Origin of the sequence: Lelliottia sp. F153 (assembly GCF_002870005.1) — a bacterium.
Taxonomy (GTDB): Bacteria; Pseudomonadota; Gammaproteobacteria; order Enterobacterales; family Enterobacteriaceae; genus Enterobacter; species Enterobacter nimipressuralis.
In genome coordinates this window covers 189062-204972 of record NZ_PKFT01000008.1, presented here as the reverse complement: position 1 = coordinate 204972, position 15911 = coordinate 189062, and the positions used below count along the sequence as shown (strand labels likewise).

General features: G+C 56.3%; 15 protein-coding genes and 1 other annotated feature. Of the genes, 9 read left to right on the top strand and 6 right to left on the bottom strand.

Features of this window, described 5'->3' with window-relative positions; translation table 11 throughout:
• Positions 1-170 precede the first annotated feature (170 nt).
• A complete protein-coding gene (gene topA, locus F153LOC_RS17475; protein ID WP_102103867.1) occupies positions 171-2768 on the bottom strand; it encodes a type I DNA topoisomerase in 2598 nt (865 codons plus the stop codon).
• Positions 2769-3167: 399 nt separating this feature from the next.
• Between topA and F153LOC_RS17470 the strand changes: the two genes are divergently transcribed.
• The gene (locus F153LOC_RS17470) at positions 3168-3419 is read left to right on the top strand and encodes a YciN family protein (RefSeq protein ID WP_100779968.1); all 252 of its coding nucleotides are present in this window, start codon (positions 3168-3170) and stop codon (positions 3417-3419) included.
• Positions 3420-3453: 34 nt separating this feature from the next.
• Here F153LOC_RS17470 and sohB read toward each other — a convergent pair whose 3' ends face one another.
• A complete protein-coding gene (sohB, locus tag F153LOC_RS17465; RefSeq protein WP_102103868.1) occupies positions 3454-4497 on the bottom strand; it encodes a protease SohB in 1044 nt (347 codons plus the stop codon).
• A gap of 254 nt (positions 4498-4751) precedes the next feature.
• Here sohB and F153LOC_RS17460 point away from each other — a divergent pair, with 254 nt between their 5' ends.
• Positions 4752-5513, top strand: coding sequence for a YciK family oxidoreductase (locus F153LOC_RS17460; RefSeq protein WP_102103869.1), 762 nt, complete (start codon positions 4752-4754; stop codon positions 5511-5513).
• A complete protein-coding gene (cobO, locus tag F153LOC_RS17455; RefSeq protein ID WP_100779965.1) occupies positions 5510-6100 on the top strand; it encodes a cob(I)yrinic acid a,c-diamide adenosyltransferase in 591 nt (196 codons plus the stop codon). The genes F153LOC_RS17460 and cobO overlap by 4 nt, the downstream gene beginning before the upstream one ends.
• Before the next feature lie 33 nt (positions 6101-6133).
• On the opposite strand, the gene rluB is transcribed toward cobO, so the two are convergent.
• The 3 genes from rluB to rnm form a co-directional block, all read right to left on the bottom strand.
• Positions 6134-7009, bottom strand: a complete 876-nt coding sequence (rluB, locus tag F153LOC_RS17450) for a 23S rRNA pseudouridine(2605) synthase RluB (protein ID WP_102103870.1) — start codon at positions 7007-7009, stop codon at positions 6134-6136.
• Positions 7010-7108: 99 nt separating this feature from the next.
• Entirely contained in the window at positions 7109-7729 is a 621-nt protein-coding gene (locus tag F153LOC_RS17445; protein WP_095282224.1) for an L-threonylcarbamoyladenylate synthase, read from the bottom strand.
• A complete protein-coding gene (gene rnm, locus F153LOC_RS17440) occupies positions 7726-8610 on the bottom strand; it encodes an RNase AM (protein WP_102103871.1) in 885 nt (294 codons plus the stop codon). Before rnm ends, F153LOC_RS17445 begins: the two co-directional genes overlap by 4 nt.
• A 138-nt stretch (positions 8611-8748) precedes the next feature.
• Here rnm and trpL point away from each other — a divergent pair, with 138 nt between their 5' ends.
• The 6 genes from trpL to trpA all read left to right on the top strand — a co-directional run bounded on the left by trpL (position 8749) and on the right by trpA (position 15422).
• A complete protein-coding gene (gene trpL, locus F153LOC_RS21900) occupies positions 8749-8793 on the top strand; it encodes a trp operon leader peptide (protein ID WP_107704263.1) in 45 nt (14 codons plus the stop codon).
• Positions 8770-8864 (top strand) — a sequence feature (Trp leader region). Its footprint overlaps the gene before it by 24 nt.
• Positions 8865-8889: 25 nt before the next feature.
• On the top strand, positions 8890-10452 hold the full coding sequence (locus F153LOC_RS17435; RefSeq protein ID WP_102103872.1) for an anthranilate synthase component 1: 1563 nt from the start codon (positions 8890-8892) through the stop codon (positions 10450-10452).
• The gene (trpD, locus tag F153LOC_RS17430) at positions 10452-12047 is read left to right on the top strand and encodes a bifunctional anthranilate synthase glutamate amidotransferase component TrpG/anthranilate phosphoribosyltransferase TrpD (protein ID WP_100779962.1); all 1596 of its coding nucleotides are present in this window, start codon (positions 10452-10454) and stop codon (positions 12045-12047) included. Before F153LOC_RS17435 ends, trpD begins: the two co-directional genes overlap by 1 nt.
• A 3-nt stretch (positions 12048-12050) precedes the next feature.
• The gene (trpCF, locus tag F153LOC_RS17425) at positions 12051-13409 is read left to right on the top strand and encodes a bifunctional indole-3-glycerol-phosphate synthase TrpC/phosphoribosylanthranilate isomerase TrpF (RefSeq protein WP_102104131.1); all 1359 of its coding nucleotides are present in this window, start codon (positions 12051-12053) and stop codon (positions 13407-13409) included.
• A gap of 10 nt (positions 13410-13419) precedes the next feature.
• The gene (gene trpB / locus F153LOC_RS17420) at positions 13420-14613 is read left to right on the top strand and encodes a tryptophan synthase subunit beta (RefSeq protein WP_102103873.1); all 1194 of its coding nucleotides are present in this window, start codon (positions 13420-13422) and stop codon (positions 14611-14613) included.
• The gene (trpA, locus tag F153LOC_RS17415) at positions 14613-15422 is read left to right on the top strand and encodes a tryptophan synthase subunit alpha (RefSeq protein ID WP_102103874.1); all 810 of its coding nucleotides are present in this window, start codon (positions 14613-14615) and stop codon (positions 15420-15422) included. Before trpB ends, trpA begins: the two co-directional genes overlap by 1 nt.
• Before the next feature lie 32 nt (positions 15423-15454).
• On the opposite strand, the gene F153LOC_RS17410 is transcribed toward trpA, so the two are convergent.
• Positions 15455-15907, bottom strand: a complete 453-nt coding sequence (locus F153LOC_RS17410; protein ID WP_100779959.1) for a MarR family winged helix-turn-helix transcriptional regulator — start codon at positions 15905-15907, stop codon at positions 15455-15457.
• Between the last annotated feature and the right edge of the window lie 4 nt (positions 15908-15911).

Here is a 15911-nt window from a genome sequence, read left to right as displayed (position 1 = left end):
ATGGTTAAATCCTTATCAGTTATGGGGATAACAGATTCGGATTTTCCCATGAGTAGCATTATTGGCAGAGCCAACTTATTGCTGACCACCTCCATAGGAGGTGGTGTTCATGCAGGGATAAAAAAGGGCCGGAATTCCGGCCCTTTCAGGTAAGTCACAGGAAGAAAAGATTATTTCTTGCCTTCAACCCATTTACCATCCACGAAGAATGCAGACCAGCCGGTCGCTTTACCCTCTTTCTCGGCAGCGACGTACTGCTGCTTCGTTTTACGGCTAAAGCGGACAACGGTCTTATTGCCTTCCGGATCCTGCTGCGGCGCATCGGCCAGATAACGCAGTTTCTCTGGCAGACGGTCGCGGAAGCGGTACAGCTCTTCCACCAGCGGCGCACGGGTTTCACGCGATTTCGGGAAGGTGTTGGCGGCGAGGAACACGCCCGCAGCACCGTCACGCAGCACGAAGTACGCGTCAGACTTTTCACACGGCAGTTCTGGCAACGGAACCGGATCTTCCTTCGGAGGAGCCACTTCGCCGTTACGCAGGATCTTACGCGTGTTCTTACATTCGTCGTTGGTACACGCCATGTACTTACCGAAACGCCCCATTTTCAGGTGCATTTCAGAACCACACTTCTCGCACTCCACAATCGGGCCGTCGTAGCCTTTGATGCGGAACTCGCCCTCTTCGATTTCGTAGCCATCGCAGGTCGGGTTGTTACCGCAGACATGCAATTTACGCTTCGGATCGATCAGGTAGCTGTCCATCGCCGTGCCGCATTTCTGGCAACGGCGTTTCGCACGCAACGCGTTGGTTTCTGCATCGTCACCTTCCAGCACGTTGAGAACTTCGTTCTCTGGCACCAGGTTGATGGTGGTTTTGCAGCGCTCTTTCGGCGTTAAGGCATAGCCAGAACAGCCGAGGAACACGCCGGTAGTCGCGGTACGGATACCCATTTGGCGGCTACAGGTCGGACATTCGATGCTGGTCAGGACCATCTGGTTCGGCTGCATTCCGCCCTCTTCTGGCGCTTTTTCAGCTTTCTCCAGTTGTTGGGTGAAATCGCCGAAGAAGCTGTCGAGCACCTTCTTCCATTCAGCCTGATGGTTAGCCACCTGGTCGAGGCGGTCTTCCATCTGCGCGGTGAAGTCGTAGTTCATCAGCTCGCGGAAGTTATCTTCCAGACGATCTGTCACGATCTCACCCATTTTTTCAGCGTAGAAACGACGGTTCTCAGCGCGAACGTAGCCACGATCCTGAATGGTCGAAATGATCGACGCATAGGTGGACGGGCGGCCGATACCGCGTTTTTCCAGCTCTTTCACCAGTGACGCTTCGCTGAAACGCGCAGGCGGCTTGGTGAAGTGCTGGGCCGGGATCAGTTCCGTCAGCGAAAGCTCATCGCCCTTGTTCACGGCTGGCAGCGTACGATCTTCATCACCTTTACGCAGTGCTGGCATGACTTTCGTCCAGCCGTCAAAGCGCAGGATACGGCCGCGCGCTTTCAGACGGAAATCGCCTGCGCCTACGGTCAGTGTTGTAGAGTCGTATTTTGCCGGATTCATCTGGCAGGCCACGAACTGACGCCAGATCAGCTGATACAGCTTCTGGGCATCGGTTTCCATGTCTTTCAGGGCTTCGGACTCGACAGCCACATCGGACGGACGGATCGCTTCGTGCGCTTCCTGAGAGTTTTCTTTGCTCGCATACTGGATAGCGCTTTCCGGCAGGTATTTCTTGCCGAAATTATCGCTAATGTAGTCGCGCACCATGCTTACGGCGTCCTGGCTCAGGTTCGTTGAGTCGGTACGCATATAAGTGATGTAACCCGCTTCATACAAGCGCTGCGCCATCATCATGGTTTTCTTCACGCCAAAGCCCAGACGCGTACTGGCCGCCTGCTGGAGCGTAGAGGTAATGAAAGGCGCGCCCGGTTTGCTGCTCGTCGGTTTGTCTTCACGATCCAGCACCTGATATCGGGCTTTTTCCAGCAGCGCAACCGCCGCCATGGTTTGATCGCGATTAACCGGACGGAACGGTTTGTCTTTTTCGTGGGTCACCTGCAGCGGCAGTGCATCACCGCCTGGCGTTGCGACATTCGCATCGATTTCCCAGAACTCTTCCGGCACAAACGCTTTGATTTCGCGCTCACGCTCGACGACCAGACGCACCGCTACGGACTGAACACGTCCAGCGGAAAGGCCACGCGCGATTTTCTTCCACAGCAGTGGCGAAACCATGTAGCCCACCACGCGGTCCATAAAACGACGCGCCTGTTGAGCGTTTACACGATCGATATTCAGTTCGCCCGGCTTTTCAAACGCCTGACGAATCGCATTCTTTGTAATCTCGTTAAACACGACACGGCTGTATCGCGAGTCATCACCACCAATGATTTCCCGCAGGTGCCATGCAATGGCTTCCCCTTCGCGGTCAAGGTCGGTTGCGAGATAGATGTGGTCAGCTTTTTCGGCGAGCTGCTTCAGCTCATTAACGACTTTCTCTTTGCCGGGCAGCACTTCGTACTGTGCTTCCCACTCGTGCCAGGGATCGACACCCATACGGTTGACGAGCGCGCTACGTTCATCCTTTTTAGGCTTCTTAGCCCCTTTGGTGGAGGTAGAGTCTGCGCTCTTTTTACTGGCTGAGCCACTGGTCGGCAAATCGCGGATGTGACCAACACTGGATTTAACCACATAGTCATTACCCAGATACTTATTGATCGTTTTGGCTTTTGCCGGGGACTCAACGATGACGAGAGCTTTACCCATATTCACCTTTACCTAATTTAATTCTTCCAGGAATACGCCGCATGTTGATTTCCCTTCCGCTGGCGACGCGTTGTTGATATTGCGACGACGCCAGGGGATATCAACCCCTTTCTTCCTACCGGACAACAGCAGAACCTGTCCAGGTGATTGAGTTATCGGGCATTTCACTCTTATCAAAATGACTATGCGACGAGCTTTCGGTCGAATGTCAAGCAATTCTGTTGCCAGAATGACGAAAGCGCACACTCTACCTGATAAAATCTGTTACGCAACTTTATTAGCATGCAAAAGCAAATCGTGCCAGCTTTGCACCAGGCGCGTAGCCCCGCGAAAAACAGGGAAAATTTGCCCAGGGTGCGCGTCCGGCGTAGACTATTGCCACTGTTTAAGGAGTGGAATATGCAGCAAAATACCCAACCTATCGATCGTGAGACTTTGCTTGTCGAAGCCAACAAACTGATTCGTGAACACGAAGATACCCTGGCCGGTATCGAAGCCACCGGCGTTGAGCAACGTAACGGCGTGCTGGTGTTCAGCGGCGAATACTATCTCGATGAGCAAGGGTTACCCACCCCTAAGAGCACGGCGGTATTTAACATGTTTAAATACCTGGCCCATGCGCTCTCAGAGAAATATCACCTGGTCGATTAACGCGAAACGCGAGGCAAATGCCTCGCGTTTTTGTTTACAGCAGCGGTTTTTGTCCGCGTTGTAGCCAACGCAACAGCAAGCGGTCCGCGCTCTCGGCGGCACTATTTGTGAAGCGGTCAAGCATTCTCTTACGTTGAGTATAGCGTACGCCCACCAGCTCACGGCCCTCCATAAGGCTCAACAGCAGGTCATCGCTGGTACCCACTTCATCTACCAGCCCTTTTTCCTGTGCCTGAAGGCCATACCAGTGTTCACCGGTCGCTACATGCTCGATGTCCAGCGACGGACGCATCCGTTTAACGAAGTCCTTAAACAGATGATGCGTTTCGTTGAGATCTTCACGGAATTTCTGTCGGCCCTCTTCCGTGTTCTCGCCCAGCAGGGTCAGGGTGCGCTTATACTGCCCGGCGGTGTGCAGCTCGATGTCGATCTCTTTATTTTTTAGAAAACGATTAAAGTTAGGGATCTGCGCCACCACCCCGATCGAGCCGAGAATGGCAAAGGGCGCGGCCACGATTTTATCGGCAACACAGGCCATCATATAGCCACCGCTGGCCGCGACTTTATCCACCGCAACCGTCAGCGGAATCTGTTTTTCACGCAGGCGCTGCAGCTGAGAGGCGGCCAGACCGTAGCCATGCACCACTCCACCCGGGCTTTCGAGGCGCAGAACGACCTGGTCCTGAGGTTTTACGACCGCCAGTACCGCCGTGACCTCTTCGCGAAGTGAAGTAACTTCATGGGCATCCATACTGCCTTTAAAATCCAGCACATAGACCCGTGGTTTCGTCGTTTCCTGATGATCCTGTTTCGCCTTCGCTTTTGCCGCTTTGGCTTCAAGCTTTAGCTTTTTCTTGTGCGCCTTATGCCACTGTTTCTGCTGATGTCCATCCAGCAGCGCCACCGACATGTCTTCCTGCATCTCCTTATACTGCTCGCTTAAGCGGGTAATGCGCAGTTCACCACGCTGACGCTTACGCTGCGTCAGGTTCACGATCAGCACTGCAATCACCGCTATAGCGATAACCACTGTCGCGATTTTGGCCAAAAACAGACCGTACTCAGAAAGTAATTCCACGTGTTCCACCTTGATTTAACCACGAATCTTTCACGACCAGTGTACAACAGCCTTTGCCAGGCGTCTCGCATACGACAATACCGCTGCGAGGCGCTTTCCAGAATTTCTTCTTGTGGCTGAAATCGTTGCAAATTGTTAATTCAGAAGCCTTCTCTCCTGTAGACTGATTGAAATCACCCGCCGTTTCGGGCATAAAGCCAAAAAGTGAAAGAAAAGCAGGCGCCGCAGGCCCGTCATGCGCCACAGGAGTATTCGTGCACTATCAACCACAAAAAGATCTACTGCAAAACCGCATCATCCTGGTGACCGGTGCCAGCGACGGCATTGGCCGTGAAGCGGCACTCACCTACTCTCGCCACGGCGCACAGGTAGTACTACTCGGTCGGAATGAAGAAAAGCTGCGCCGCGTGGCGCAAGAGATTAGTGACGCCAGCGGAGAGACGCCGCGCTGGTATATCCTCGATTTACTGACCTGTACGCCGGACTCCTGCACGGAGCTTGCACAGCGTATCGCCGCGCACTACCCGCGCCTGGACGGTGTGCTGCACAATGCCGGTCTGCTCGGAGAAGTGCGTCCGATGGATGAGCAGGACCCGCAGATCTGGCAGCAGGTGATGCAGGTTAACGTTAACGGCACCTTTTTCCTCACCCAGGCGCTGCTTCCTTTATTACTCAAGTCTGAATCCGGATCGCTGGTATTCACCTCGTCGAGCGTCGGGCGTCAGGGGCGAGCCAACTGGGGCGCTTACGCCGCGTCGAAGTTTGCCACCGAAGGGATGATGCAGGTGCTGGCCGAGGAGTATCAGACCCGCCATCTGCGCGTCAACTGCATTAATCCAGGCGGCACGCGCACGGGCATGCGCGCCAGCGCGTTCCCGACAGAAGATCCGCAAAAGCTCAAAACTCCCGCTGAGATTATGCCGCTCTATCTGTGGCTGATGGGCGACGATAGCCGCCGTAAAACCGGTATGACATTTGATGCCCAGCCGGGCCGTAAGCCAGGGATTTCGCAATGAGTGAAGAACGCCATCAGCAGCGCCAGCAGCGTCTGAAAGAACAGGTCGATGCCCGAGTCGCCGCCGCGCAGGAAGAACGCGGCATTGTTATCGTGTTTACCGGCAACGGAAAAGGCAAAACCACGGCAGCCTTTGGCACCGCCACGCGCGCTGTCGGTCACGGTCAGAAAGTGGGTGTGATTCAGTTCATCAAAGGCGAATGGCCAAACGGTGAGCGTAATCTGCTGGAGCCGCACGGCGTGGAATTTCAGGTAATGGCGACCGGTTTTACCTGGGACACGCAAAACCGTGAAAGCGATACCGCCGCCTGCCTCGCCGTGTGGGAACACGCAAAACGGATGCTGGCCGATCCGACGCTGAACATGGTCCTGCTGGATGAAATTACCTACATGGTGGCATATGATTATCTGCCCCTGGAAGAGGTGCTGGACGCGTTGAAAAATCGCCCTGTCCACCAGACGGTCATTGTGACCGGACGCGGCTGCCATCGGGATATTCTGGAGCTGGCCGATACGGTCAGCGAACTGCGCCCGGTCAAACATGCGTTTGACGCCGGAATAAAAGCGCAAATCGGTATCGACTACTAGAAAAGAAAAACCCGGCAGCCGCCGGGTTTATTTTTAGCCGTTGTTGTTACGGCTGCCAGAGCGGCGAGAGGTGCTCACCTGGCTGTGGCGTTTCACCGCGCGACGAATCTGATTCGCTTTCACGCGACGACGTTCTTTTTCAACCGCCACTTTGGTCGTGGTTTCTGGCTGCAGTTCCACCAGTTCACGCAGGTAGTTAGTCTGGGTCAAATCCAGCTCGGTGTAACCACCGCGCGGAATCCCCTTCGGCAGCAGAATGTCACCGTAGCGCACGCGAATCAGACGACTCACCTGCACGCCAACCGCTTCCCACAGACGACGAACCTCACGGTTACGACCTTCCGTCAGCGTGACGTTATACCACTGGTTGATCCCTTCACCACCGGTGAATTTAATGGTTTTGAACGCCGCAGGACCATCTTCAAGCTGAACGCCGCGCGACAGGTCACGCAGTTTATTTTCATCAACCTGGCCGAAAACACGCACAGCGTATTCACGTTCCACTTCTCGGCTTGGGTGCATCAGGCGGTTAGCCAGTTCACCGTCGGTGGTGAACAGCAGCAGACCGCAGGTGTTCACATCCAGACGGCCTACCGCAATCCAGCGCGCGCCGCGCAGTTTTGGCAGACGGTCAAAGACGGTTGGGCGGCCTTCCGGGTCGTTACGTGTACACAGCTCGCCTTCCGGCTTGTAGTAAGCCAGCACGCGGCAAATCTGTTCAGCAGACTCTTTCACGGAGATCACATGACCGTCGAGACGGATCTTCATCCCCGGAACGACTTCAACGCGGTCACCCAGCTTGGCAATTTTGCCGTCAACGCTGACGCGACCCGCTTCGATAATCGTTTCGATTTCACGGCGTGAACCGTGGCCAGCACGCGCCAGCACTTTCTGTAATTTTTCGCTCATTGAGCATCCTTCAGGTGTCGCCTTCACAGGCGTCGAATTAGGGTCAAAATAGCGGTCTACCGCTGTTTTGATGGCCGCGTAGTATAGCCGCTTATACCTTTACAAGAAAGGCTTTACGTCACCCACGCCTTCACGAATCACTTCTGGTGCATCTTCCGTCAAATCAACGACCGTCGTCGGCTGCTGGCCGAGGTAGCCACCGTGAATAATCAGGTCTACCTGTTTCTCCAGACGGTCTTTGATCTCCTCCGGGTCGGACTCGGTGAAATCGCTGCCCGGCAGCATCAGGGAGGTCGACAGCATCGGTTCGCCGAGGGTCTCAAGCAACATTTGCGCAATCGGGTTAGACGGCACGCGCATCCCGATCGTTTTGCGTTTTTCCTGCAACAGACGGCGCGGCACTTCCTTGGTCCCTTTCAGAATGAAAGTATAGTTGCCCGGCGTGTTATTTTTGATTAAACGGAAAGCGACGTTGTCTACGTAGGCGTAGGTCGAGATTTCCGAAAGATCGCGGCACATCAGGGTAAAGTTATGCCCGTCCGGCAGATGACGGATGCGGCAAATGCGCTCCATCGCCCCTTTGTCTTCGATTTTGCAGCCCAGCGCATAGCCGGAATCGGTCGGATAGACAATCACACCGCCCTTGCGAACGATCTCAACCGCCTGATTGATCAGACGCGCCTGCGGGTTATCCGGGTGAATATAGAAAAATTGACTCATGCTTCCCTCTCTTCAATATATTGCTGCGGCTGCTCCCAAAGTGCCCAGACGGGTTCCACGCCTGCGGGTAACCAGAGCTTACGCCCCAGCTCAATCCATGCACAAGGCTGATGGAAATCCGAGCCTTGCGACGCAAGCAGACCATACTGACGCGCATAGGTCGCCAGCTGACTACGCTCATTGGGTGCCTGCTGGCACTGGGAAACTTCCATCGCTTCTCCACCCTGTTCGGCGAAGTGCGCCAGCAGTCTTTTCAGCCACTTAGCCGAAAGGTTATACCGACCTGGATGGGCCAGCACCGCCTTGCCGCCAGAATGATGAATGACATCAATAGCTTGTTTTATTGTACACCACTGTGGCGGAACGTAACCGGTTTTACCGCGTGCCAGATATTTTTTGAAGACATCGGCAAAGTTATTCGCTTTACCCGCTTCGACCAGAAAACGGGCGAAGTGGCCGCGCGTCACAGCGCCGCCGTTAGCCAGGCGTCGTGCCCCTTCCAGCGCGCCGGGAATCTGCGCTTTCTCCAGCCGCTCGCCAATCAGTTCCGCGCGTTGATTGCGGCGCGCTTTCTGCTCTTCGAGGAACGCACACAGGGCCGGATGTTCGATATCAATATTCAGGCCGACAATATGAATTTCGTGATTTTCCCAGACCGTGGAGATTTCTACGCCGGATACCAGCGTCAAGGGCAGCGCGCTGCGGGCAATCTCCGCGCGTGCCGCCGGAATAGCATCCGTGGTGTCGTGATCGGTTATTGCCAGCGTACCTACACGCATTTCTACCGCGCGGTGAACCAGCGCTTCGGGCGTCAGCAGGCCATCAGAGGCCTGGGTGTGGCTGTGTAAATCATAAATCACGGCGTATTTTGTCTCGCTCAAAGCGGTTTCCATCACAGGTTTGTCGTATAACAGAGGGCTATGATAACGGCTTAAGCGCAAATTCTGAAATCAGGGGTTGACAATACGCCATCGAACTAGTTAACTAGTACGCAAGTTCACTCAAGAAGGTATCTGAAAATGAAAGCACATTTCTCTCTGCACGGTTGGTGGCGCACTTCCTGATCCTCGGGCAGTGTCACTCGTCTGCAAATTGCAAACAGATACCAGGCCCGCCACGATGCGGGCTTTTTTATGAACAGAATTAATGAGAACAACAATATGCAAACCGCTAAAACACACCTTGAGTTGCTGACCTGCGAAGCCGTGTATCGCCACAACCCTACCGCCTTATTCCACCAGGTGTGCGGTGCACGCCCGGCCACCCTGCTGCTCGAGTCTGCTGACATCGACAGTAAAGACGATCTGAAAAGCCTGCTGCTGGTTGATAGCGCACTGCGTATTACCGCATTAGGTGACACTGTCACCATTAAAGCACTGTCTGAAAACGGTTCCGCCCTGCTCCCGCTGCTTGATGCGGCGCTGCCAGCGGGTATCGAAAACGAACAGCGCCCGGAAACACGCATTTTGCATTTCCCGCCGGTCAGCCAGCTGCTGGACGAAGACGCGCGTCTCTGCTCCCTCTGCGTGTTTGACGCCTTCCGCCTGCTGCAAAACCTGGTCGAAGTGCCAGAGAATGAGCGCGAAGCGATGTTCTTCGGCGGGCTGTTTGCCTATGACCTGGTGGCCGGTTTTGAAGACCTGCCTGAAACCGAACAAGGCAATCGCTGCCCGGATTACTGCTTCTATCTGGCGGAAACGCTGATGGTGATTGACCATCAGAAAAAGTACACCCGCATTCAGGCGAGCCTGTTCACCCCTTCGGTTTCGGAAAAACAGCGTCTGGCGCAGCGTATCGAACAGCTTCAGCAGCAGATGACCGAAGAGCCGACGGCGCTGCCGGTCCAGCGTATCGATCATATGCAGTGTGAAACGAATCAGACAGATGACCAGTACGGTGCCGTTGTACGTCAGATGCAGAAAGCGATTCGCGCCGGTGAGATTTTCCAGGTGGTGCCATCGCGCCGCTTCTCGCTGCCGTGCCCGTCTCCGCTGGCCGCGTATGACGTGCTGAAGAAAAGCAACCCAAGCCCGTACATGTTCTTTATGCAGGACAACGATTTCACCCTGTTCGGCGCGTCGCCAGAAAGTTCGCTGAAATATGACGCGCCTAGCCGCCAGATTGAAATTTATCCGATTGCCGGTACACGACCGCGCGGTCGCCGTGCGGATGGCTCCTTAGATCGCGATCTCGACAGCCGCATTGAGCTTGAGATGCGTACGGATCATAAAGAGTTATCCGAACACCTGATGCTGGTCGACCTGGCCCGTAACGATCTGGCGCGCATTTGTACGCCAGGCACTCGGTATGTCGCGGATCTGACTAAAGTCGACCGTTACTCCTTCGTGATGCACCTGGTGTCTCGTGTAGTTGGCGAGCTGCGCCATGACCTCGACGCGCTGCACGCCTATCGTGCCTGCATGAATATGGGCACCCTGAGCGGCGCGCCGAAAGTCCGTGCGATGCAGCTGATTGCCGGAGCCGAAGGCCGTCGTCGTGGCAGCTACGGCGGCGCCGTGGGGTACTTCACCGCGCACGGCGATCTGGACACCTGTATCGTCATCCGCTCCGCCTACGTGGAAGATGGCATTGCCACCGTCCAGGCAGGCGCAGGCATTGTTCTCGATTCTGTTCCGCAGTCTGAAGCTGACGAAACTCGCAGTAAAGCTCGCGCGGTATTGCGCGCCATTGCCACCGCACACCACGCACAGGAGATTTTCTGATGGCTGACATTCTGCTGCTCGATAATATCGACTCCTTTACTTACAACCTGGCAGACCAGCTGCGTGCAAACGGGCACAACGTGGTGATTTACCGCAATCATGTTCCGGCGCAAACCCTGATTGAGCGCCTGGAAACCATGCAAAACCCGGTGCTGATGCTCTCTCCAGGCCCGGGTGCGCCGAGCGAAGCGGGCTGTATGCCTGAGCTGCTGACCCGTATGCGCGGCAAACTGCCGATTATCGGCATCTGCCTTGGGCACCAGGCGATTGTTGAAGCGTACGGCGGATACGTCGGCCAGGCGGGTGAAATTCTGCACGGTAAAGCCTCCAGCATTGAACACGACGGCCAGGCGATGTTTGCCGGGCTGCCAAACCCGCTGCCGGTCGCGCGTTATCACTCGCTGGTCGGCAGCAATATTCCGGCGGGGCTGACGATCAACGCCTCTTTTGAAGGAATGGTAATGGCCGTGCGTCACGACGCTGATCGCGTCTGCGGCCTGCAGTTCCATCCGGAATCGATTCTGACCTCTAACGGTGCACGCCTGCTGGAGCAGACCCTCAACTGGGCGCTGCAGAAGCTGGAGCAAACCAACACGCTGCAGCCGATTCTGGAAAAACTCTACCAGGCCCAGACGATGACCCAGCAGGAGAGCCACCAGCTTTTCTCTGCGGTGGTTCGCGGTGAGCTGAAGCCAGAACAGCTGGCCGCCGCGCTGGTCAGCATGAAAGTGCGCGGTGAGCAGCCACAGGAAATTGCCGGTGCGGCCACCGCCCTGCTGGAAAACGCCGCCCCGTTCCCGCGTCCGGATTATGCGTTCGCGGATATCGTCGGCACCGGTGGTGACGGCAGCAACAGCATTAATATCTCCACCGCCAGCGCCTTCGTGGCGGCGGCCTGCGGCATGAAAGTGGCGAAACACGGTAACCGCAGCGTCTCCAGCCGCTCAGGCTCTTCCGATCTGCTGGCCGCGTTCGGGATTAACCTCGACATGAACGCTGAACGTTCCCGTGAAGCGCTGGACGATCTGGGTGTCTGCTTCCTGTTCGCGCCGAAATATCACACCGGTTTCCGCCACGCGATGCCGGTCCGTCAGCAGCTGAAAACCCGCACCCTGTTTAACGTGCTGGGGCCGTTGATCAACCCGGCGCATCCGCCGCTGGCTTTGATTGGCGTCTACAGCCCGGAACTGGTACTGCCGATTGCGGAAACCCTGCGCGTGCTGGGCTATCAGCGTGCGGCCGTGGTTCACAGCGGCGGAATGGATGAAGTGTCGCTCCATGCGCCAACGCTGGTTGCCGAGTTGCGCGACGGCGAAATTCAGAGCTATCAGCTGGACGCTGCCGACTTTGGCCTGACGCCCTATCATCAGGAACAGCTGGCAGGCGGCACCCCGGAAGAAAACCGTGACATTCTGACACGCTTGCTACAAGGTAAAGGTGAAGCCGCCCATGAGGCCGCTGTCGCCGCCAACGTCGCGATGTTGATGCGTTTGCACGGCGAAGAAGACTTACAGGCTAACGCACAAAAAGTCATGGCCGTATTGCGCTCCGGCGCAGCTTACGACCGCGTTACCGCACTTGCGGCAAGAGGGTAAATGATGCAGACCGTTTTAGCGAAAATCGTCGCCGATAAGGCCATCTGGGTAGAAGCGCGCAAAGAGCAGCAGCCACTGGCCAGTTTCCAGAATGACGTGGTTCCCAGCCAGCGCCGTTTTTATGATGCCCTGCAGGGCGCGCGCACCGCGTTTATCCTGGAGTGCAAAAAGGCCTCGCCATCGAAAGGCGTGATCCGCGACGACTTCGATCCCGCGCGTATTGCCGGGGTCTACAAACACCATGCGTCAGCCATTTCGGTGCTGACGGATGAGAAATATTTCCAGGGCAGTTTTGATTTTCTGCCGATTGTCAGCCAGATCGCCCCGCAGCCGATTCTGTGCAAAGACTTCATTATTGATGCGTACCAAATCTGGCTCGCGCGTTTTTATCAGGCCGACGCCTGCCTGCTGATGCTCTCCGTGCTGGATGACGAGCAGTATCGACAACTGGCCGCCGTCGCCCACAGCCTGAATATGGGTGTGCTGACAGAAGTGAGCAACGAAGAGGAGCTGGAACGCGCCATTGCGCTGAAAGCCAAAGTCGTCGGCATCAATAACCGCGACCTGCGCGATCTCTCCATTGACCTGAACCGTACGCGCCAGCTGGCGCCACGTCTCGGGGCTGGGGTCACCGTTATCAGCGAATCGGGCATTAATACTTATGCCCAGGTTCGCGAGTTGAGCCATTTCGCAAATGGCTTTTTGATTGGCTCGGCGCTGATGTCCCACGACGATTTGAATGCCGCCGTTCGCCGCGTGCTGTTGGGTGAGAACAAAGTCTGTGGGCTGACGCGCCCTCAGGACGCCGCCGCCGCCCTCGAGGCGGGTGCCGTCTACGGCGGGCTGATTTTTGTCGACTCGTCTGCGCGAGTGGTAACGGAAGATCAGGCCCGCGACGTGATTGCCGCTGCACCGCTGAGCTATGTTGGCGTGTTCCGCGATGCGCCAGTTTCGGAGGTCGCCGCCAAAGCTGAAAACTTATCGCTGGCTGCCGTGCAGCTGCACGGCAACGAAGATCAGGCGTACATCAATGAGCTTCGCCAGGCACTGGCACCGCAGGTGCAAATCTGGAAAGCGCAAAGCGTGAGCGACACGCTGCCTCCACGCGATCTCCAGCATGTCGATAAATATGTGCTGGACAACGGCCAGGGCGGAACCGGCGTTCGCTTCGACTGGTCCCTGCTGAACGGTGAAAAGCTGGACAACGTCCTGCTGGCGGGTGGATTAAGCCCTGATAACTGCGTAGAAGCCGCGAAAGCTGGCTGTGCGGGTCTCGATTTCAATTCTGGCGTGGAGTCTCAGCCGGGTATCAAAGATGCCAGTAAGCTGGCCTCGGTATTCAAGACGCTGCGTGCATATTAAGGAAGAGCAAATGACAACTTTATTAAATCCCTATTTTGGTGAGTTTGGTGGCATGTACGTGCCGCAGATTTTGATGCCTGCCCTGCGCCAGCTTGAAGAAGCGTTTGTCAGCGCGCAGAAAGATCCGGCCTTCCAGGCGGAATTTACCGACCTGCTGAAAAACTACGCGGGCCGCCCGACGGCGCTGACCAAATGCCGTAACCTGACCGAAGGCACAAACACCACCCTGTACCTTAAGCGTGAAGATCTGCTCCACGGCGGCGCGCACAAAACCAACCAGGTGCTGGGCCAGGCGCTGCTTGCCAAGCGGATGGGCAAAACCGAAATCATCGCCGAGACCGGTGCAGGCCAGCACGGCGTGGCATCAGCGCTCGCCAGCGCCCTGCTCGGCCTGAAATGCCGTATTTACATGGGTGCGAAGGATGTAGAGCGTCAGTCGCCGAACGTATTCCGTATGCGTCTGATGGGTGCCGAAGTGATCCCGGTACACAGCGGCTCCGCCACGTTGAAAGATGCCTGTAACGAAGCGCTGCGCGACTGGTCTGGCAGCTACGATACCGCGCACTACATGCTTGGTACCGCTGCGGGTCCACACCCGTTCCCGACCATCGTGCGTGAATTTCAGCGCATGATCGGGGAAGAGACCAAAGCGCAGATCCTCGAAAAAGAGGGTCGTCTGCCGGATGCGGTTATCGCCTGCGTCGGTGGTGGTTCTAACGCCATCGGCATGTTTGCTGATTTTATTGATGACGAAAGTGTGGGCCTGATCGGTGTCGAACCTGCGGGTCACGGCATTGAAACCGGCGAGCACGGTGCGCCGCTGAAACATGGCCGCGTGGGTATTTACTTCGGCATGAAGTCGCCGATGATGCAAACCGACGAAGGCCAGATTGAGGAGTCTTACTCTATCTCCGCCGGGCTGGATTTTCCGTCCGTCGGGCCGCAGCACGCGCATCTGAACAGCATCGGCCGCGCGGATTATGTCTCGATTACCGATGACGAAGCGCTGGAAGCGTTCAAAACTCTGTGCCGCAACGAAGGGATTATCCCGGCGCTGGAGTCTTCTCACGCGCTGGCTCATGCGCTGAAGATGATTAAAGAAAACCCGGAAAAAGAGCAGCTGCTGGTGGTTAACCTTTCCGGTCGCGGTGACAAAGATATCTTCACCGTTCACGATATTCTGAAAGCACGAGGGGAAATCTGATGGAACGCTACGATAACGCATTTGCTGAACTGAAAGCCCGCAAGGAAGGCGCGTTTGTTCCCTTCGTCACGCTGGGCGATCCAGGCCCGGAGCAGTCGCTGAAAATTATCGACACCTTAATTGCTGCGGGTGCCGATGCGCTGGAGCTGGGGATCCCGTTCTCCGATCCACTGGCGGATGGCCCGACCATTCAGAACGCCACCCTGCGCGCCTTTGCCGCAGGCGTGACCCCAACCCAGTGCTTTGAGATGCTGGCGGCGATCCGCCAGAAGCATCCGACCATTCCGATTGGCCTGCTGATGTATGCCAACCTGGTCTTCAGCAAAGGTATCGATAATTTCTACGCCGAATGTGCACGCGTGGGCGTTGATTCAGTGCTGGTCGCCGATGTGCCGGTAGAAGAGTCTGCACCGTTCCGTCAGGCAGCGATGCGTCACAACGTCGCGCCGATCTTCATCTGCCCGCCAAACGCCGATGACGAACTGCTGCGCCAGATTGCCTCTTACGGTCGCGGGTATACCTATCTGCTGTCGCGCGCGGGCGTTACCGGTGCGGAAAACAAAGCGGCGCTTCCCCTGCATCATCTGGTGGAAAAACTGGCCGAGTATCACGCTGCCCCTCCGCTGCAGGGCTTCGGAATTTCATCGCCAGAGCAGGTCACCGCAGCGATTGATGCCAATGCCGCAGGCGCTATCTCCGGATCGGCGATTGTGAAAATTATCGAGCGCAACGTCGATAAGCCAGAGCAGATGCTGACTGAACTGCGCGACTTCGTCACCGCGATGAAAGCGGCGACGCGCAAGGGCTGAGTCTTCTCACCGTCTGGCGACCCGCCAGACGGTTATTCCCCTTTAATACTGTCCGCGTATTTGCGCACCAGCCGAAACAGACTCCCCACCTCGTCTTCCTGCCAGTCGCTGAAAATCTGGTTCATTAGCGTCATACGCGCCTGCGCGATTTTCATCGTTAACGCTTTTCCTTGCGCCGAGGTGGATACTTCGGAAACCCGTTTATCCGTCGCGCCTGGCTTTTTCTGCACCAGCGCTTGTGCCTCCAGACGTTTAACCTGGCGACTGACGGTGGTGTAATCGCGCCCCAGCCTGTCGGCAAGCTCGACCACGCCCAGCGGGCCGTAGCGATCGATGGTGATGAGCAACGGGAACAAAATTTGATCCAGCGAAACGCCCGCCTCCGACAGCAAGGTGTTGTCGCGTTGCGGCTGATTCATCACGCCCATGATATCCAGCAGTGCGCCGTGAAAATCCGTGACATCGTATTTATGTGCATATTGCATATAT